Source organism: Pseudophaeobacter flagellatus (genome assembly GCF_021228235.1).
In the GTDB taxonomy this organism is placed as follows: Bacteria; Pseudomonadota; Alphaproteobacteria; order Rhodobacterales; family Rhodobacteraceae; genus Pseudophaeobacter; species Pseudophaeobacter flagellatus.
On record NZ_JAJQRG010000009.1, the window covers coordinates 19,820 to 37,989 of the forward strand.

15 protein-coding genes and 5 pseudogenes are annotated in these 18,170 nt (G+C 52.3%); 6 read left to right on the top strand and 14 right to left on the bottom strand.

Features of this window, described 5'->3' with window-relative positions; all coding sequences use genetic code 11:
• Window positions 1-129: 129 nt before the first annotated feature.
• Window positions 130-741: a helix-turn-helix domain-containing protein gene (locus LRK71_RS15715; RefSeq protein WP_232404779.1), complete on the top strand. Its 612-nt coding sequence runs from the start codon at window positions 130-132 to the stop codon at window positions 739-741.
• 217 nt (window positions 742-958) lie between these two features.
• Here the strand turns inward: LRK71_RS15715 and LRK71_RS15720 are convergent.
• From LRK71_RS15720 to LRK71_RS15770, 11 genes and pseudogenes are all read right to left on the bottom strand, one after another.
• A pseudogene (locus LRK71_RS15720) lies at window positions 959-1,122 on the bottom strand (IS6 family transposase); the annotation flags it as partial.
• A 28-nt stretch (window positions 1,123-1,150) separates the two neighbouring features.
• Window positions 1,151-2,347: pseudogene (locus tag LRK71_RS15725) on the bottom strand (IS3 family transposase).
• A gap of 71 nt (window positions 2,348-2,418) precedes the next feature.
• Window positions 2,419-2,603, bottom strand: a pseudogene (locus tag LRK71_RS15730) (IS6 family transposase); the annotation flags it as partial.
• A gap of 209 nt (window positions 2,604-2,812) precedes the next feature.
• Window positions 2,813-3,460 (bottom strand): DUF3299 domain-containing protein, encoded by a 648-nt coding sequence (locus tag LRK71_RS15735; RefSeq protein ID WP_232404780.1) that lies wholly within the window; start codon window positions 3,458-3,460, stop codon window positions 2,813-2,815.
• A 19-nt stretch (window positions 3,461-3,479) separates the two neighbouring features.
• A complete protein-coding gene (locus LRK71_RS15740) occupies window positions 3,480-4,817 on the bottom strand; it encodes an ABC transporter permease (RefSeq protein ID WP_232404781.1) in 1,338 nt (445 codons plus the stop codon).
• Window positions 4,784-5,470, bottom strand: coding sequence for an ABC transporter ATP-binding protein (locus LRK71_RS15745; protein ID WP_232404782.1), 687 nt, complete (start codon window positions 5,468-5,470; stop codon window positions 4,784-4,786). The genes LRK71_RS15740 and LRK71_RS15745 overlap by 34 nt, the downstream gene beginning before the upstream one ends.
• Entirely contained in the window at window positions 5,467-6,066 is a 600-nt protein-coding gene (locus tag LRK71_RS15750) for a potassium channel family protein (RefSeq protein WP_232404783.1), read from the bottom strand. The genes LRK71_RS15745 and LRK71_RS15750 overlap by 4 nt, the downstream gene beginning before the upstream one ends.
• 189 nt (window positions 6,067-6,255) lie before the next feature.
• Window positions 6,256-6,594, bottom strand: coding sequence for a hypothetical protein (locus LRK71_RS15755; RefSeq protein ID WP_232404784.1), 339 nt, complete (start codon window positions 6,592-6,594; stop codon window positions 6,256-6,258).
• 208 nt (window positions 6,595-6,802) lie between these two features.
• On the bottom strand, window positions 6,803-8,452 hold the full coding sequence (locus tag LRK71_RS15760) for an amidohydrolase family protein (RefSeq protein ID WP_232404785.1): 1,650 nt from the start codon (window positions 8,450-8,452) through the stop codon (window positions 6,803-6,805).
• A gap of 58 nt (window positions 8,453-8,510) precedes the next feature.
• Entirely contained in the window at window positions 8,511-9,353 is an 843-nt protein-coding gene (locus LRK71_RS15765; protein WP_232404786.1) for a hypothetical protein, read from the bottom strand.
• Between the two features lie 200 nt (window positions 9,354-9,553).
• Window positions 9,554-10,804 carry a carbohydrate porin gene (locus LRK71_RS15770; protein ID WP_232404787.1) on the bottom strand — a complete coding sequence of 417 codons (1,251 nt, stop codon included), beginning with the start codon at window positions 10,802-10,804 and terminating at the stop codon, window positions 9,554-9,556.
• Between the two features lie 235 nt (window positions 10,805-11,039).
• Here LRK71_RS15770 and LRK71_RS15775 point away from each other — a divergent pair.
• Window positions 11,040-11,788, top strand: a pseudogene (locus LRK71_RS15775) (transposase); the annotation flags it as partial.
• A 184-nt stretch (window positions 11,789-11,972) separates the two neighbouring features.
• On the opposite strand, the gene LRK71_RS15780 reads toward LRK71_RS15775, so the two are convergent.
• Entirely contained in the window at window positions 11,973-13,319 is a 1,347-nt protein-coding gene (locus tag LRK71_RS15780) for a metal-dependent hydrolase family protein (protein WP_232404788.1), read from the bottom strand.
• A gap of 6 nt (window positions 13,320-13,325) precedes the next feature.
• Window positions 13,326-14,720 (bottom strand): metal-dependent hydrolase family protein, encoded by a 1,395-nt coding sequence (locus tag LRK71_RS15785; protein ID WP_232404789.1) that lies wholly within the window; start codon window positions 14,718-14,720, stop codon window positions 13,326-13,328.
• A 195-nt stretch (window positions 14,721-14,915) separates the two neighbouring features.
• Here LRK71_RS15785 and LRK71_RS15790 point away from each other — a divergent pair, with 195 nt between their 5' ends.
• From LRK71_RS15790 to LRK71_RS15800, 3 genes and pseudogenes are all read left to right on the top strand, one after another.
• The gene (locus tag LRK71_RS15790) at window positions 14,916-16,070 is read left to right on the top strand and encodes a BamA/TamA family outer membrane protein (protein WP_232404790.1); all 1,155 of its coding nucleotides are present in this window, start codon (window positions 14,916-14,918) and stop codon (window positions 16,068-16,070) included.
• Window positions 16,071-16,238: 168 nt separating this feature from the next.
• Window positions 16,239-16,949: pseudogene (locus tag LRK71_RS15795) on the top strand (IS6 family transposase).
• A gap of 364 nt (window positions 16,950-17,313) precedes the next feature.
• On the top strand, window positions 17,314-17,982 hold the full coding sequence (locus LRK71_RS15800) for a hypothetical protein (protein WP_232404791.1): 669 nt from the start codon (window positions 17,314-17,316) through the stop codon (window positions 17,980-17,982).
• On the opposite strand, the gene LRK71_RS20585 is transcribed toward LRK71_RS15800, so the two are convergent.
• The gene (locus LRK71_RS20585) at window positions 17,945-18,076 is read right to left on the bottom strand and encodes an acyl carrier protein (protein ID WP_408636019.1); all 132 of its coding nucleotides are present in this window, start codon (window positions 18,074-18,076) and stop codon (window positions 17,945-17,947) included. The genes LRK71_RS15800 and LRK71_RS20585 overlap by 38 nt on opposite strands.
• Here LRK71_RS20585 and LRK71_RS15805 point away from each other — a divergent pair.
• Window positions 18,020-18,169, top strand: a complete 150-nt coding sequence (locus tag LRK71_RS15805) for a hypothetical protein (protein WP_232404792.1) — start codon at window positions 18,020-18,022, stop codon at window positions 18,167-18,169. The two genes, LRK71_RS20585 and LRK71_RS15805, sit on opposite strands and share 57 nt — an antisense overlap.
• The last annotated feature ends 1 nt before the right edge of the window (window position 18,170 follow it).

The following is an 18,170-nucleotide window of genomic DNA, read 5'->3' on the forward strand; positions in this document are numbered from 1 at the left end:
AAAAAAAATTTCATCCAAGCCTCCCAACTCGACTCTGATCTAACATGAGTTTTCGTATTCGAAAAGAAAAATTTTCGAATACGAAATATTTGACTGGCCATAGAAGCTGGCGAACCCTACCCTGCAAGCATGACCGAACACCTTGCCAAAGCCTCTTCCGGGAAAGAACAGAACCGCCTGCAAAACAACCTGCGAGCGATACGAAAGCGCAAGAAGGTGACGCTCACAAAGCTCGCCGAGATGTCGGACGTATCAATCGCCACCCTGTCAAAAGTTGAGCGAGGTCTCAGCTCTTTGGGATTCGAGCGATTCAACAGGGTCGCAAGCGCCCTGGGCGTTGATTTCGCGTCACTTTTCTCGGATGGAGAGCCATTTTCACCGGATCTGGTGACCGTCGCACGATCCGGTGATTTCGTGGAGAACATCACCGAAAACTACGACGTGGAAATCCTGTTCCCTCATGTGCATGGCAAAACGATGACCACGATAATGCTGACCCTGAAGAAGGGGCGCATTCCCGACCTGCCGCGATACGTTCGACACTCCGGGCAGGAAATTGTGCATGTCGTTTCGGGATCGGTGCAGATTCTATTCGAACGGAAAGAGTCTGTGATCCTTCATACTGGCGAAAGCGCCTATTTTGATTCGTCCCAAGGCCATCTATATCTCCCATGGAAGGGTAAGACGGCGCGAATTCTGGTCGTTTGCACGGGGCAGAATATCGATCCACCGTCAGGATGATCTCTCGCCGCCTGACTTCGTTCGGTGCACCAGAGAATGGTCAGTCGGCTGAATTTCAAGGTATGCCTGAAACGCTACGGCGCCACTACGATCCAGTCGCGAAAGGCGACAACTGGGGGGTATTGGTCCAGGCTTTCATGCCAAACGAGGTAGTAACTGCCGAAATGGCATTGCCAAGTTGTCTGATACTGGACACGATTAGCCGTAGGCTGTGTCGTCAGGCGTTCATTTCGCGTGCATATCCGTGCCACAGATTGAAAGCGTCGGATCTGGTCGTGGGCGGCGAGGAACCTTTGTGCCTGGCGCGGGGCGTTTTAAACGCCCCATCAGCTTCTCGCGTTTCCGGGTCGGCCGATGTGAGCCTTCAATGAGGTTGTTCAATCTGACCTACCCCCCGAGGCTCCCTCATTCATAAGGAGAGCCTGCGGGTTTGGATTTCATATTCTTCGTCGTTGGTTTGGGCAAGCGCGGCGGGCGCGGAGCCCTCAAATTGCTCAAGCGCCCGCCGCGCTTCTACGGGAGCTTGGTTTCCGAGCGATGAGTGCGGCCTGACTTGGTTGTAGTCGTATCGCCACAGCGCCAGTTTGCGCCTTGCATCATCCAGGCTGTAGAATATCTCCTCATTCAGCAGCTCATCGCGCAGGCTGCCGTTGAATGACTCGATGAAGGCGTTCTGCTGAGGCTTACCTGGGTCAATGTAATGCCAGTCGACGCCGTGGTTGTTGGCCCATTTCAGGATCGCCCGGCTGGTAAACTCGATCCCATTGTCGCTGACAATGCTGGCAGGTTTGCCATAGACGCGGACAAGTGCGTCCAGTTCACGGGCCACCCGCGCGCCCGAGATGCTGGTGTCAGCCATCAGGCACAGGTTCTCGCGGCAGCAATCGTCATTCACAGCCAATATGCGGAACTTGCGCCCCTCTCATGCATGTAAATATGCATTGCCGGGCAGTGGATGCGCCGAACGTATCGGACAGAAAGTCCAGCGACCAACGCTCGCCGGGGTGCAGCGCCTCAGGCATCGGTGTCCGCGATTCACGGGCCCGTTTCCGGCCCCGCCGACGCCTGACGCCCAGCTTCTCCTCGGTATACAGCCGATGCAGCTTCTTGTGGTTCATGATCATTCCTTCGCGTTCCAGCATCACGCAGATCCGTTGGTAGCCGAACCGACGCCGCTTGTTGGCGACAGCTTTCATCTCTGCTCTGATCTCAGGATTATTCGGCGGGCGTTCACGCCGGACGGTCTTCGGATCGACACCGACAAGTCGGCAGCCCCGGCGCTGCGAGATGTCATGATCCCGCATCGCCCTGAGCACTGCCTCTCGCCGCTTATTCGGCGTCGTCAGTTCTTTCCCAGCAGATCCTTCAGCACAACGTTATCCAGCATCGTGTCGGCCAACAGGCGCTTGAGCTTGGCGTTCTCGTCCTCCAGCGCTCTCAGCTTGGCCGCGTCAGACACCTCCATGCCGCCATACTTCGATTTGAACTTGTAGAACGTGCCCTGGCTGAGACCGTGCTTGCGGCACACCTCAGCAGTCGGCATCCCGGTTTCTTGCTCTTTGATCATCCCGATAATCTGGGCTTCCGTGAAACGGCTCTTTCGCATTTATTTGCTCCTTCAAAAGGTTGAGCAAACTCTACTTCAAAACGAGGGAAGTTTCGGGGGGCAGGTCAGGCGCCAAACCGGTTCACCCATTGCCTGACAGTTTCCCGACTGACGATCACTCCGCGTTCGGCCAGCAGGTCTTCAACATCCGCCGTGCTCAGGGGGCGAAGCGATGGTAGGCCCAAACCGCGTATGCGATGATCTCTCGCGGAAAACGGAAGCCTTTCAGACGCTGCATATCGGATGGTATTTTCATCCCCGTCACCTAGGCGAAAACGAGACCGCGAACAACTTGGCGATGCCACCGAGGCCGATCATGCACTAACATTCAAAATGGACCAATTGGGTGGGGCTGATCACGTCATCTACTGGCTATGAATCTTGGCCCTAAGCCCTATCACGTTCAAGGAGCGAGCTATGAAAGCTTAAGTTGTCGTCCACGAAACCGGCAGCAGGCCAAACCGTTTAGTATTTTTCAATACTTGACGCTTCCAGTTTGTAGGCGACATCAACGGCAGTTGAACCATCGATATAGCTTACAGTGTGGGTCGCTTGGTTTGCTCTCAGGCGACCTGATACCCAGACCGCAGTATAAAGACCCTTTGCTTCAAAACCTTCTGGATAGCGCACGTGGACCATTTGGTTTGCGGGAGGAGGCGGGGTATGGATACATGCTCCCACTGTCGGAACCAGAAGAAACTCTGTTACTTTGCGATCATCCACACGTAAGGGCAGCATATAGCCAGCTATTTTCACGGATGTGTTTACTAGTGTTGGATTCGTTCCAGTGGCAGCGGCGGTCCGTTTTTCAATAACTATCTCTCGTTGTCTACGTAGGTAGTCGATATCGAGACCATCGGCCTCTAACCGAGACTTAGCTTGGTTCACGGCGTCTGTTGAAGACAAATCCTCCGCAGTCATCTCGTTTAGCAACACCATGCGTAAGTCTGAGATTTGCTGCGTTGAAAGCTTTTCGAACGGGTTTTCGTAAGGCTCCGCTTCAGGAGCGAGTTCTCTCCAAACGATTTGCCGTTCTTGAGCCTGAGCTATGCCGAACCCAGTCAGCAAGGCGACAAAAAGGACTGTTGACAGACACATTTTCAGAGGGTGCATTTCAGTTATTCTCCGTTTGTCAAAGCCTGATGCTGAGACCATCAGAAAGGGTCTGCCGAAAAACTCGAGATGCCGGGATTACACTAGCCACCAGGGCTGCAATCAAAATGAAGCCTATTATGCCAATTTCCCAACTTGAAAGCGAGCTAAACACTAGCGTAAGTCCATACTTTTGGGTGAACACGGGTGTAAGAATGGGTAGAATTACTGCGAGAGAAAGAAGACCGATCAATATGCCTGCTAAAGCAACCATCATCGCTTCAACCAAAACCAAACCCGCGACATAGGTTGGTGTAGCACCGATGGATCGTAGAATGGCAAATTCTCTACGCCTTGCATCCAGTGTAGCCGTGAACATAACAACTAGTCCGAACAACCCAGCCAAAACCACTGCAGCTGACACCGCACGAAGGGAGGCTTCGGCAATTGATGTTATTGACCATAAACGAAAAAGCGTTGCAGTAGGCATTGCTGCTGTAAGAGGCTCTGCCTGAAACTCGCCGACATATCTCTGAACGGCCAAAGCTGCCTCAGGTGCAGTCAATCCAACATATATTGCATTGATCGAACCCCGCGCGTGTTCATGATCGTCATGGCCTTGGTCCATGCTGTTTGTCGTGGCTCCATCCACATCGGTCGTTGTCATATCCAGGCCAGTATTGGAAAGTGGGTCAAGTGTACTTTCGTTATCTTCGCTGTGTATCGCTGCAAACCCTTCGAGAGATACGAAGACCATGCGATCAACAGGCGATCCCGTTCGCTCAAGCACTGCAGAAATTGTGAACGGTGTTTCGCTGTGTACTTCCGTTTCAATTTCGCCGCCACCATGAGCGTTCACGATAGTCATGCCTACTTGGTACCCCAACGACGAGGCCACTTCGAATCCGATTACCGCATCAGTGTCATCAATAAGCATCTGTCCATCTTTGAGCGCCAAAGGCCGACCTTTTCCATAGCGGTAGTGGTCGAAATACTCAGGCGTGGTACCGACCACCGGGAAACCTGCGTGAGTATCTCCAAGGGCCAACGGAACAGCCCAAGCAACATTTGGCAGATCGCGTATTTCCTCGTACGTTTCCCAGCTTACGCTATTAGCTGTTGAACCGATGCCAAACACCGTAGCCAGCAGTATTTGCAAGTCATCACCCCTGGCGGCAACAATCAGATCAATTCCAGACACCGTGTCGGAGAAACCATTGCGGGCAGCTTCACGTATTCGCTCGACCCCAATCAAAAGAGCCACACTCATTGCAACAGCCAGTACTGTCAAAACAGCAGTGAAAAGTCTGCTCTGCAGGCTTTTTAACGCTAAACCAATCATTTCTAAACAGACCTGTTTTCGTTGACTGTCATCCAATCGATACTTCTATCAAAACGACCTGCGATCCCCGGATCATGGCTGACAAATAGAAGCGTGGAACCTGCATCAAGGCATTCTGCCAGAACTAAATCTAAAAACGCATCGCGTGAAACCGGGTCTAGCGCGGAAGTGGGCTCATCAGCCAAAATTATGGGCGGGTACCCAATGAGAGCACGCGCTGCTGCGACACGCTGTTGCTGTCCGACGCTGAGTTCTGAAACCGGCATGCTAAGAAGCTGCTCTCCATCCATGCCCATAGCTGAGAGTAAACGTCTGGCTTCGATGCGTGGATTGTCCAGATCTTTCTGACGCCGCCGCGAAAAGCGGCAGGGTAAAGTCACATTATCCAAGGCATTTAAGAAGGGAAGAAGATTGAATAGCTGATGTATCATTCCAATGTTGTCTGATCGAAATCGGTCACGCTCGGTGGAAGACAGTTCTGTAAGGTCTGTCCCACAGACGCTTAGCGTACCTCGCTGTGGTTCGATTGTTCCTGCGATCGCGGAAAGAAGCGTGGATTTACCGCTGCCGCTTCGGTCACTGAGCAGAACACGCTCTCCAGGTTCAATGGAAAATGATTTTATGTTCAATGTGCTTTGGTTGGCGCCTGGCCAAGCGAATCTCAAGTTCTGTATTGATAGAATGCTCATCGGTTGCTCGAAGGTCTATTGACGCTATCCGGCTTCGTACTTGAAGTGGAGGCGGCGGATGGCATGTTAATCTCGGAGTCCAGTAAAGCTCTGGCAAACTGGGTGAACACTGCAACAAAAACCCCAACTCCGACGAAGATGTAGAGCACGGTAAATAGCTTGCCAATTTGAGTTTGTGGAGAAAGATCGCCAAGTCCGACAGTTGAAATCGTAGTCACGCTGAAGTACAGCGAGTCTGTCCAACTCCAGCCCTCTACACTGTGGTAAAATAGAGCCCCTGAAAGGAGAATCGCCGAGGCCAGAACCAGCGCAGCTCGGAAGTTTTTATCGTTCCAACTACGCAAAACTGCCTTGATGAACCTGTAAAGTGTGAGGAAGAACGAAATCAATGCACCAATACCAGTTTGAGCTTGCCCGCAAATAGGGTACATGTGAGTAGATAAATTGGATCCATTCATCCATTCATACCATGCTGTGAACTTGCTTCGCCACAAAAAAGTTGACTGTGTTACTCCTTCATGTTTTGCGTATAATCGGTGGTCAGGTTCTCGTGTCGTGATTTTTCTTAATTGCGGTGTGCGAGAAACATTTGCCATGCCTTACCCGCAATCGATGACAGTTGTTACGAGCACTATTTGAGGACAGAAGGGATTTCTGTAATCCGTTGTAAAGGTTTGCTAAGGACAGGACCTATTGATTTCTGCCAGCAGACGTAGTTCTGCCGCTCGCATTCGAAACATGACACACACGAAACCAATGGAAACGCACTGCGTCCTGACCTGCGACTATTCTAAAGGATCGATCGCTTCAGTAAAGAACTGTTCCGAAAAACTGGGTTTGGAAAACCGTGTTTCGAATCGATTGTGGGTCGTGCAGAAAAGTTGAGAAAAGCCCATACCTGACAAATTTCCTGCGCTGTCTTCCCTAAGTTTTTTGCTCAACATACTGACATCCACTCCAGTCGCACGAACCAGGTCATCTAAGGTGCGCAGGGCATTTTTATCTTCATTGAAGTTTGAGGCATCTGCAGCAATCGTTGGTACTTTCGCGCTCTGCTGTAACTCTTGAGCACTAGCATCAGATGCTGAGACAACTGCAACAATGATCATTAAGACCGCGCGCATACACTTGCTTCCCTGTTCATCCCAATTTTCCAGTTTTGGAATGATTTCACGTCATAACAGTTCGGGTGAACACCACCGTTTCGGAGCGGAGCTTTCACGTAAGGCTGTATTGACCAATCAGCTGAGACTGAAATTTTACGTTTCCAAGCCGTAAGCCGCTGTGTAGCCGGTCCCACTGAATGGATTTTCAAAAGGACCGGACTTAGCGTTAGTTATTTGAAGCCGACTGGGCAAGAGAGCCGTCATCAACAGTGAAACCTGCAATAGCATGGTGCCGGTCCCAATTCTCACGCGTTATCGGTTCAAAACGCCCCTCAGCCTCTACGGGAAACCGTATGGATTTCCCTGGGCGTACGTCAAGCTGAAACTCGTTTTCTCGCACAACCTGCACTCCATTTACAATGACATAAGGAATACCGGTAGTAGGAAGCCCCTGCGCCCCGGCCTTATAGGTTGCGTTGTCTTTTACAGTTTCCGGGTCAAAGATGGTAATATCTGCAACCATGCCTTCCTGCAGGCGACCACGTTCTTGCATTCCCTTTAGTCCAGTTAGACCCAAATGATAAGCGGGCCAATAGGCCATTTGTGCTATCGTAAACATTAGTGGTACGCCTTGCTGGCGACCTCCAGCCAAAACTTTTCCACGGGTCCCTGCCGTGCGCGGATGCCCTACATACTCCTCGGGGGGCAGATCCCAAGATTCTAGACCTTTGCCAGACCACATTGCATCTGACGCTACGATCATATGCGGCATTCGTTGCCAGTACGGTAACCACTTGTCCCGGTTCGGGTTGAAAGCAAAAATGGAGCGACCAGGAAACTCCGCAGAAGTCTTTTCCCACTCTTCCTGTGTTAGGAACTTGTCCTGAACGGGATCATAGATCGTTTCCTCGTAAGGTCGTCCACCGGAAATAATCGCAAATTTGTCTGGGTGAAAAAACTCCGCTGAAATAGCTGTCGAGGCCGCAGAGTAAGGGTAATACTCTGACCACACATTGTAGCCTTGCGCGCGCGCTTTTTGCAGCTTTTCCTCATTTTCCCACCATCCGTATTCGTTATTATGGTTGAGAGAAAACGGAGCATCAAGCGCCATAGCGTTTGCCAATAGTTCACTGGTTCCCAACGGCCCCTCGGGGTTCGAAGGATTACCGTGAAAACGGACATGTGCTCCGAGGAAGCGACCATATTTGGCAGCGACTTCCTGAGTTTTATACATTTCGAAAGTGGTGACCCCTTCAGTCATATACCCGATGGTTGAGGCTACACCGAGAGAACCCTGACGCATTTCTTCATCGATGTAGGAAAGGATCTGGTTGAACTGATCCGGATCACTACGAGAAACTGACCATCCGGGCACACCATCCTCTACCGCCTTAGCGCGCAGCTCAAAAACGCTGGTAGCGTCGTGCCAGCCACTGGTATCGACTTCCGGGTCATGGACACGCGTTCGTGTCATTTCCTGACTAACGGCAGTGCCGTAATTCAAGGGCCAGCCGGACTCCTCTTTTGCGGCGTACCAGTCTGCGACATGGATTGCCCCAGCCTCTAGATCCATGCCTGTTGTAACTCCGTCAAGGGCGGCCAACTTAAGCGACAGCCCGTCCAATGCATGAAAATGCAGGTCTATAAAGCCCGGAGCAACCACATGACCGCTGGCGTCGATGGTTTCGGTACCTACGATTTCCGCCGGTGTTATAATTTCGATTCGACCATCCTTTACGCCCACGTTCAATGTTGCATCAAGCATTGTCTCCGGATCCATTACGCGTCCATTCACAATGACAAGATCATATTCCTGTGCATGCGCGGTGGAAGCGGCCAATGAGATCAATAACGTGGTTGTGAGCAGCTTTTTCATAACTTTCATCCTATCATTTTTTCGTTATTTGGGGCGTAAAGATAACTATTAAGGTTATTTAGAAGTTCAGAACCTTATATCCAACTTGCACCGACCAATCTGCCGGTGCATCGCCTCCAAACATAACGCCCGGCTTGATGAATATCTGACTATCGCCACCAAAAGCCTTACCTGTCATCATTCCGAATGTAACCTGAAGACTACCGAACGTCGCGTCTGTCTCCCAATCATGGATAATCGCAGGGTCGGCAGTTATGTAATATTTTGGATTATTCAGCTTAGGTACGTAATAAAAATCGATCGTTGTTGTATTTACATCCACGCCTCTGCTATTGCCGCCCTCCAGTCCGAAAGTATGAACTAGCGCCGGTGCAAAGATCGAACCGTTGTCAAGGAACCACGCATAATAAGCGGAGGCTTCGGCAGCGAACTGGCCGTATCCGGCTGTTTCCGTCTCGGCTGTGTCAAGGAATAGCTCAAAGGTGGCGGCCGCACCATTTTTCTCTGTCACCCCGAAGACCTTGATCAGCATAAGACTTATATCACCCAGCCGTAACTCTTCGCCGACGGATGGATTGGTTGCAGCAATGCCTGCGGTCCCACTGATGAGGGGATGAGCATTAAAGGGACTGTCTGAAAAAGGCAAAGTAAAGCGGAAGGATTGCGAGCCATCTCCAAATGGTTTTGTATACGCCATTTCGAGTAGTCCAGTATTAAGGCTGGAATTAATCTGATTAAATTGGTACTGGAAAGCTATCTGACTGGTGAGCTTGACTGGATTCGTCCCATTATTGATTTCCTCTTGCGCCATTATGGGCGACGCAAGGCTGATCAAAAAGGCCATAGATTTCAATAAAGGCATCCTCATTGTCGCTTGAGCGCACTTCTGGATTTTATTCATATGATCTCCGAATCTCTTAACGTACGGGATATGAAGCTTGTTTGATAATAGCATATGACGCTCTCCTTACTGGTTGATTTAAATCAAACTTTGAAGTGTGGCTCACAAGAAAATCGGCACCATACGGTATATAATTCGGCTTGATCATTTCGCTAAAGATATCTAGATGATGCGCATAGAAACTCTAACGTTCTCTATATTTAGAAAGCCATTCGCATACGCAGGCCGAACAGTGCGATAGTGTCCTCAACTGGATTGAGTGCTGGGTTCTTGATGAGCTGAAGGCTTGGGGTGATCTCGAAACCTTCGGTTAATTGGATCTTGTGGAAAGCCTCGACAGCCAACTGATTATCCAGTTTGCCGCCAAATGTGTCTTGATTTGGCCTGCTCCAGTTCACACCAATTCCGGTCAGGCTTCGAGATGGATCCGCGCTGTACCCCGTGCCGATACTGACCGCTGCTTCGTATAGACTCCCGCCGCCATCGGCCCACCCCCCTCGAATGAATGGAAGCCATGCCCCATCAACCGAGTGGGTGAAAGAAAAGGCGACACCATGCCCCTCGGACGTGCCTGCCGCTTGTCGGTCGTCGATATGCCAGAAAGTTAGATGTGCGTTATTAACGAAAAGCGCCTCAGCCCCAGTTGTCCAGCCGACTTCCAGCGACTTGAACGTTTCGCCAGCGTCAAACAATGTGTCAAATCCGCCAAGCAGATCAGTGGGGTCGGCGTTTGCATCAGCAATACCAGATGCGACGTAAACATTGTTGGATAGAAAGCCTCCCACCATTCCACCGAGTGCCCCGTCCGGCAAGCCGCCTATCGTCCCAGACCCCGTCTGGAAGGCTAAATTAGAAAACCCACTCCACGGACTGGCCAAAGCGTAGACATCAACGAAATCAGTCACGTCTAACCATCCGAGATAGGCAACACCTCTACCCTGCGCAAATTCCTGTTGCCAATACAAATGAGTAGCTCGCCAACCTTGATCGCTGAACACAGAACTGACGAGCCCCGCATACCCAAGTTCCGCGTTGAAACCAGTCGGGGGCACGTCAGAAAAACTGTGCCTATTCTCGAACTTGAAAATCAGGCTACCTGTGTTCGGCCCGTCTCGGTCGATCAGATCCCACGTCCCATACAGGCGGAACGCCCCACTTGCTGAGGTGCTATCAGCAAGACTGGAACTGGCGGTATATCCAAGCGCGTTGTAATCAAACCCGAAATCCAACCCTGATCTTCTTTTGATGCCAGCTTTCCATTCATCGAAACTTTGCTGCATATTTACACCCAGCACATCGTTCTTTTCCTGCGCACCTTCATTCAAAATGTTAGGTGTCGCATTCGGTCCTGAGAGTGCCGCGCTTGCCTGCTGTGCTGATGAAATTGAGGGAACTGTCAATGTCAGATAGGTCATGAACACAAGAAACACTTTTCGGGGCAGAGTATTCAAGTTCAGTCTCCTCAAACCGATACTAAGAAAACTCACTGGGGGCTGGCCCCAGCGAGCCACACACTAAACCCTTCCCCAATACGGAGTGCTATCAGTGACCGAATCTGCATGCTTAATCGTATTCTACCAACTTGATTGGAGTTTGAGGAACGTATTGATTGAAAATCCTGACCTGTTCCCCTGAAAAGTCCGCGGTTTGAAGTTAGCCTGTTTTTCAAACGAAGAGAGACAGACGATGCGGGAAAGCCGTTTCAGCGAAGAGCTGTTCATTGGGATCCTGAACGAACATCAGGCGGGAATAGGCGCCAAGGAACTGTGCTGGAAGCACGCCATCAGCGGCGAAAGTTTTCCAAGTGGCGCTCGAAGTATGGCGGCATGGAAGCATTTGAGGCCAAGCGGTTGAAGGCGTTCGAGGCCTAGAACGCGAAGCTCAAGAAGATGCTCGCGGACCACATGCGTGATGTGGCCACGCCGAAGGAGATGCTGGGAAAAAACTTCTGAAGCCCGGTGCAAGGCGATGAGCTGTGGACTGGGCCATGACAGAGAAGAATTACAACCAGCGGCGGGCTGGTGCGTTGGCTGGGATTGATCCGCGCGTCTATCGGCGACGATCAACCATGCCGATAGATGCGGAATTGCGAACAAGGCTGAAGGAGCTGTCCGGTGAACCGCGGCGCTTTGGCTATCATCGGCTGCACCTTTTGCTGGGGAGACAGGGTTGGACGGTGAACTTGAAGAAGCTCTACCGGATCTACCGTGAAGCAGGCCAGACAGTGGGCAAGCGTGGCGTCCGCAAGCGAGCGATCGGAACCCGTGCGCCCATCGCGATCCCGCAGGGGTCGAACCAGCGATGGTCCCTGAACTTCGTCTCAGACAGCCTCTCGGACGGCCGTCGCTTCCGCGTGCTTTGCGTCATCGACGGACTTCAGCCGGGATTGTCTGGCCTGTATCGTTGATACGTTCTTGTCCGGGCTTCGCGTGGCCGCGGCCTCAAGCGCGTCACGCCATTTCCGCCTCCCGGTTGGGGAAACGGGGACCGTGCCCCCCCACACCTTCACTTCTTCCGGCATCATTCCATCTAGCATTGCCACCTCCTTTCTTCAGGTGGCGCCAGTATCTCAAACCCCTTAATTTATTGAAACATGGGGTCTTTGCACCGCTTACATTGTTACTCCAAGTCGTCTTTGTAGATGGCACCATCTTTCATGATCAGGGCGATGTTGTTCGAATCCATCAACACCCGAATGTCTTGGGTCGGATCACCGTCGACGAGAATGATATCCGCGTAAGCGCCTTCGGCGATGACACCGAGCGGTCCGTCAACGTACGGGTTCTTCAAGCCACTCAAGGAGAGAATCTCTCCGTTCACACCGGTGACTTGCCGCATCTGTTCGATGGGTTCGTAGAACTCGTCACGAAAGGCGAATTCCTGCCGGAACGTTGCAAAGATCTCGTTTGCTCCGAAGACATCACTTCCCCAGCCCGTCTTGACGCCGTGTTTAATACCCCATTCGAAGGCTTGGCGCGCGCCTGCATTGACCTTGGCTAACTTAGCGTTCTGGATCGGATCCTGAAACAGCGGATTGCTCGAGACGTCCTGAAGCGCGAGAAACGCCTGTGGGATCCAGTAAACGCCTTCTTCGGACATTCTCACCATGGTTTCCTCTTCCATGATAAGGCCGTGTTCGACAGTCTTCACGCCAGCATCCAGCGACGCCACAACCGCATTATTGACCTGCGCATGTACGGTCACATAGGTGCCGTAACGCTCAGCCTCTTCCACCGCGGCATTGAGTTCTTCCTGGGTGTATTGGGCTGCCTCCAGCGGGTCTTTGAAACTGGTTACGCCGCCACCGGCATGCACCTTGATTTGGGACGCCCCCCGGAACAGCATTTCACGAACGGCGGCGCGCACGTCATCGACGCCATCCGCGATGATGGTGGTTTTCGTCGTATTGGCGACACCGGAGGCCGCAAAACCGTCAAACCGAGGGTGCCCATCGTTCGTCATCCGAAAGTCGCCATGTCCGGATGTTTGCGTGATACTGGCGCCGCCGCAGTAAATCCGAGGCCCGGGCGAAACGCCCGCGTCGATGACATTCTTTACGCCAAAACAATTTCCGCCCAAGTCTCGCACAGTGGTGAACCCGGCATCCAAATAGGCCTTCGCACGTGCCGCGCCGCGAGCCCCTTGTTCGAAGGTATCCTGCGTAATCAACTGGGTCACGGGATCCGAATGCAGCATGATGTGTGTGTGAGTATCGATCAGCCCCGGCATCAGCGTACGGCCGCCACCGTCGATCACCAGACCACCGGCGACTACAACATCTTCGGTGGTGATCGCCACAATCAGGTTACCGTCGACGACGACATTCACGTCCTCGATCAGTTCCTCGCTCACCCCATCGAAAACATTCACATTGGTTATGACTATAGGGACCGTTGGATCGTTCTGCGCCCCCGCGACCGACGCCGAAAAAGCAAAAGCGGAAGCGGTTAAGAATCGTCTAAGCATCGCAATTCACTCCATGTCGTATTTGTAGATGATACCGTCCTTCATGATCATGCCGAAGTTCGCTTTCGCGTCGCTGATCAGGTCGAGGTTCTCGAGCGGATTACCGTCCACGAGGATCATGTCGGCGTAGGCACCTTCCTCGATCACGCCGAGTGGTCCCAGCGGATATGGCGTGACTTTCTGCGACATCTTCAGCAGTTCCGCATTGTCGCAGGTGGCCATTTTCAGAACCTCGTAGGGCGTGAACCAACGCTCCATCTTTGCCAGCACAGCGCCCTGTCGTTTGGCAAGATCCGCGCTGAAGAGCGTATCGGTGCCGAAGGCAATCTTCAGGCCAAGTTCCTTGGCGGTACGGTAAACGAAGTCGGTTCCGACGACGACGGATGTATATTTCGCTTTCTGGAATTCGTTAAGTGTGGGCGCGTCCTCGTCATCAAGGAAGGGCTGCATGCTGAGCCAGACGCCCTCATCCTTCATCATCTGGAGCGTTTCACGCGTGGCCATGTGACCGTGTTCTACGCTGCGCGCCCCATTCTCGATGGAATGCTTCACCGCCTCGTCGCTGATGGCATGGGTGGTGACGTAGGTGCCCCAGGCTTCGGTCGCTTCCACCGCAGCCTGAAACTCCTGATCCGTGAACTGAATGGTGTGGATCGGATCGTAAGACGAGGTGACGCCACCGCCTGCCATCAGTTTGATATGCGTGGCCCCCTGCATGAGGTTCTCCCGCACCCGCTTCAGAACATCCGGAACGCCGTCGGTAATGTAAAACATGCTGCCGAGCTCGAATGAATGCAGATTATCCCGCGTGGCAGGAACATCCCGCGTCAGGCGAAAATCCTGGTGGCCGGCCGTGATCGACAGGGCCGGACCAGATGGAAAGACGCGCGGCCCGTCGATCAGCCCCTCGTCGGTAGCGCGGGCAACATCGAACATCGGCCCGGCCACATCGCGCAGCGTCGTGAACCCGCGATTCAATGCATTGTTGGATGCTCTGGCGGCCAGAAGGTTCCAGTAGCCTTCGCCGGTCAACATCAGCTGCCCGATCGTCGCCTCGGCGAAAACCCCGTGCCAGTGATTGTCGATCAGGCCGGGGATGAGAGTGTAGCCTTGCGCGTCGATCTCGAAAGCCCCCTCCGGCGCTTCAACGTCTGCGCCGATGGCCGAAATCAGCTGTCCGGAGACCAGAAGATCGGCCTGCGCTAGCTCTTCGTCGCAGCCGTTGAATATCTGGGCGCCGCGGATCACGACGTTGTCGAATCTCATCTTGACGCCCGTCGCTTCAATCTCTCCGACGGCGCCTGCGGGAAGAATGGCATGGTTGTCTTCATGTGCCACGGTAGCAGCAGGTGAAACCACTAACGAGGTGCAAAGAAGAGTGGTAAGAACTCGGATTTTCATGTTATGCCTCGTTTAACAAATGCAGCTAGATACTTTCCACCCGCTGTCCACGCATCTCACGGTCGTGACAGGTACAATAAGCAAGAAATGGAGTTTTCGACTTCATTTTATCGTGGCCTTAGAGATTACTTCCTGTCAAGGTGCATTTACTTCTCAGAAGTTAAGGCCGCCGATTGAACACAAAGGATTTGGTCAGTGCCCCTTTACCTGACGAGCGTTCGCATATTCTGCGCCGTGATCGCGACTGCCAGCGTCGTTCAATTTGGAACATCAGTGGCTCTGGCTCAGTCAAGTCCTTCACTCGTGCAGATGGGAAAACCTACCGCGATTACATCAAGCGACTATGGTCTGCGCAAAGGCTCTTTGATCGTAGCCCCTGTTCCCTTCTCTAACCCAATGATCGGTAAGGGACTGGCCATTGGCGCAGGATATTTGTTTACTCTACCAGGGTCTAAGCCATCTGGCTTTGGCATTGGAAAGATGAAGTCTTCCAACGGCAGTTCAGGCCTAGCTGCAGCAGGGGCTGTCAGTTTTGCAGAAGGAACGTGGGACGTCTCTGTGCTCGCAGGGGAGGCCGATGTTTACTACGATCTCGTTTTTAAAGGGTTGGACGTTCCGGTTCGCCACAATGGAACGTTGATAGCTTTCAGCGTCGAAAGGGCAGCCTCCCAGAATCTGAGTTTTGGTGTCGATCTCGAGTACCTTGAGACAAGCCTCGCTTTGAATAGTCCGGTATTTCAACAGCTGCCCGAGCTGCTAAAGCCACAAGCAGAATTGGACATGACAAAAATTACGCTGAACGCAACTTATGACACTCGGGACAATACATTCTTTCCAACCTCTGGAATGCTCGCTTCTGCCAAAATCGGTTACGCTTTGGACGTCAGTTCCATTTTACAAGGCGGACTAGAATTGGAGCGAAATCGTTACAACAAGAGCATTTTTTCTCTCGCATCGTACCACGAAGTCGGAAACACAGGCGTTCTTGCAGCGCGAGGTGTCCTATGCTCATCTTCCAGTCAAGCACCATTTTTCGACAACTGCGGAATTGGGTTAGCAAGCGGGCTCCGCGGATTTCCAACAATGGAGTTCATCGACGAGGCCTCTGCGACTGCCCAAGTTGAATATAGAGGGCGTATCAACGACCGTTTTGGATACGTCGCATTCGCGGCAATCGGAGGAGGCGGACCTAAAATTTCATCCCTCTCATTAAATGAAGGCGGAGTGTCATTCGGAGCAGGGTTGCGCATTCGGTTATCAAAGAAATACAAGCTTGACTATGCGATAGACTATGCGCAGAATAATAATTCTGAAGGTTATTTGTACATAACACTTGGGCAAAAGTTCTGACGGCACCAAGCTAAGTTCATGACTTCGGTAAAGGGATCGCTTCAGTCAAGCGATGTTACGCAATAGAATTTTGGACTTGGCCAAAAAAGTGTAGAGCACCAACTGAGGAACCAGGAGGTGCGGCATTGCCAACTTGCCGTTATTCCTGGCGGAGTTTAGCTGGTCAACATGAATATTTCAGCTGAGATGCCACGCCTGAAAGGCTATCGTTTCCCCCGTTCAATTGTCGCCTATGCAGTTTGAGCCTATCATCGCTTCGCGCTCAGCACGGCGGATGTTGAGGATTTGCTGGCCGAGCGAGGCGTCATCGTTAGCCGGGAAACCGTTCGAAAATGGGTCAACCGGTTTGGTCGGCATTTCGCCTGTTGCGTAAAACGCGACCGACCTGCTGCGGCGGATAAGTGGCATCTGGATGAAGTCGTTGTCCCGATAAACGGCATTAAGATGTGGCTGTGGCGCGCGGTCGACAGCAATGGCGACGTGCTCGATATTCTGGTGCAACCAAGGCGAAATGCCAAAGCGGCAAGGCGATTTCTTCGGCGGCTGATCGCTCGATTTGGCCAGCCCCGCGTTATCGTCACGGACAAATTGCGCAGTTACATCAAGCCGATCCGCCAGCTGGCGCCGGCCGCAGATCACCGGGCTCACAAGGGCCTGAATAATCGTATTGAGGGCTCGCACCGACCAACGCGGAAACGAGAGAAGCTCATGGGCCGGTTCAAGTCGCTCAGGCAGGCGCAGCGCTTCCTCTACGCCCACGACCAGATAAACACGATCTTCCGTCCCCGCCGCTATCGCCTGTCCAGCATTTCCTACCGCCACGCCCGATCAGATGCCTTCGACCTGTGGCGCAGCTACGCCGCAGACATAACCACGTGATCGTACCCGCCTGGGGCTTTTGCGATCAGTGCAGAACAAGTTGGCAATCCCCATTGACACGTTAAGTTGAAATGAGTTTTCTGTTTCAGCTTACACGGAGAGACAAATGATCTCTACCTGATCAAACTTTTCGAGAAAGGAAGATATGATGAAACTAGATTCGAGCAAAATCCTGATGTTAAAGGGCAGCAAGGCTGCCGCTGCTTCGAAAGTGGGTGAAATAGCCCCGCCAGGTACCGGTTTCTCTGCTTAACGGACACATCAATCCAAGTTTTGAAGAGAGGGGCGGTCTGCAAAATGACGGGCCGCCTCAATCATGCTTCCAGCCTTATCCTGCTTTATTTTGGAAACAAGACAGTTGCTGATGACCACAGACCCGCAAATGGACCAAACGTTTCGTTCAATTGCGCGCTTGACCAAAAATTGGCCGGGCCGTTCAGTTGGACCTCATGGAGCGGGAAGATACCTGAATTCAGCCGGTTCTCTCCCTCCGATCCTGTGGTTCTTCAATGCTGGGCACGAACCAGTGAATTTCTATGCTGCACTGGATCCAGAGCAGCAGTTTTTTGCACTCCGCTCTCTTAGCGTCATCATGAAACCATCGCCTGAACGGGATCAGTTGGGGGCCGAAATGGCACAGCACCTAGCGGAGGAACTGACAGACATACTCCCCAATGACATTGCGCTTGTGGGGGGGAATTGCCAAGGGGCACCTTATGCCATCAGCTTTGCGCAGCGACTCCTGGAACTTGGCCACGACATTAAATCGGTTGCCGCTATTGATGCCATACCCGACAGGGCAATAGCCGTTCCTGCGTTGCTCAATTTTGGCGAAGGAGCCCCGGAAAGAAACCCGTTCCTGAGTGATTTTGCCCTGACCAGCAAGCGGGTGAAAAACCTGTTTCCGGCTTATCGGCAAGCCCGTTTGCCCTGTGGGCATGGCCACTACTTCGATGAGGAAAACCTCCCTTACCTCCTTGCGAACATTGAAAATTTCATAGGGACCCGTATTCGTGCCGAAGTGCATCAGTGAGCGTTACCGGGGTGGAATGTGAAAACAGAATGGATGGATGAACTTCCGTTCCAAGACATCGACCAATCAGGCGACACAGTTCAACGGCTTTCAGGGAATCCCCGCCCAGGTCAAAAAAATCACTGTCTTGCAACAGTTCGGCATCGGGAAAGCAGGTATTGAATGCGTCTGTGACACAATCGCCTAGC

Coding starts and splice junctions, on each gene's coding strand:
- LRK71_RS15760 (WP_232404785.1), bottom strand. CDS start 8,452: ATGAAAAAGCTGCTCACAACCACGTTATTGATCTCATTGGCCGCTTCC.
- LRK71_RS15805 (WP_232404792.1), top strand. CDS start 18,020: ATGAACTTCCGTTCCAAGACATCGACCAATCAGGCGACACAGTTCAAC.
- LRK71_RS15765 (WP_232404786.1), bottom strand. CDS start 9,353: ATGAATAAAATCCAGAAGTGCGCTCAAGCGACAATGAGGATGCCTTTA.
- LRK71_RS15715 (WP_232404779.1), top strand. CDS start 130: ATGACCGAACACCTTGCCAAAGCCTCTTCCGGGAAAGAACAGAACCGC.
- LRK71_RS15800 (WP_232404791.1), top strand. CDS start 17,314: ATGACCACAGACCCGCAAATGGACCAAACGTTTCGTTCAATTGCGCGC.
- LRK71_RS15755 (WP_232404784.1), bottom strand. CDS start 6,594: ATGCGCGCGGTCTTAATGATCATTGTTGCAGTTGTCTCAGCATCTGAT.
- LRK71_RS15745 (WP_232404782.1), bottom strand. CDS start 5,470: ATGAGCATTCTATCAATACAGAACTTGAGATTCGCTTGGCCAGGCGCC.
- LRK71_RS15785 (WP_232404789.1), bottom strand. CDS start 14,720: ATGAAAATCCGAGTTCTTACCACTCTTCTTTGCACCTCGTTAGTGGTT.
- LRK71_RS15780 (WP_232404788.1), bottom strand. CDS start 13,319: ATGCTTAGACGATTCTTAACCGCTTCCGCTTTTGCTTTTTCGGCGTCG.
- LRK71_RS15750 (WP_232404783.1), bottom strand. CDS start 6,066: ATGGCAAATGTTTCTCGCACACCGCAATTAAGAAAAATCACGACACGA.
- LRK71_RS15735 (WP_232404780.1), bottom strand. CDS start 3,460: ATGCACCCTCTGAAAATGTGTCTGTCAACAGTCCTTTTTGTCGCCTTG.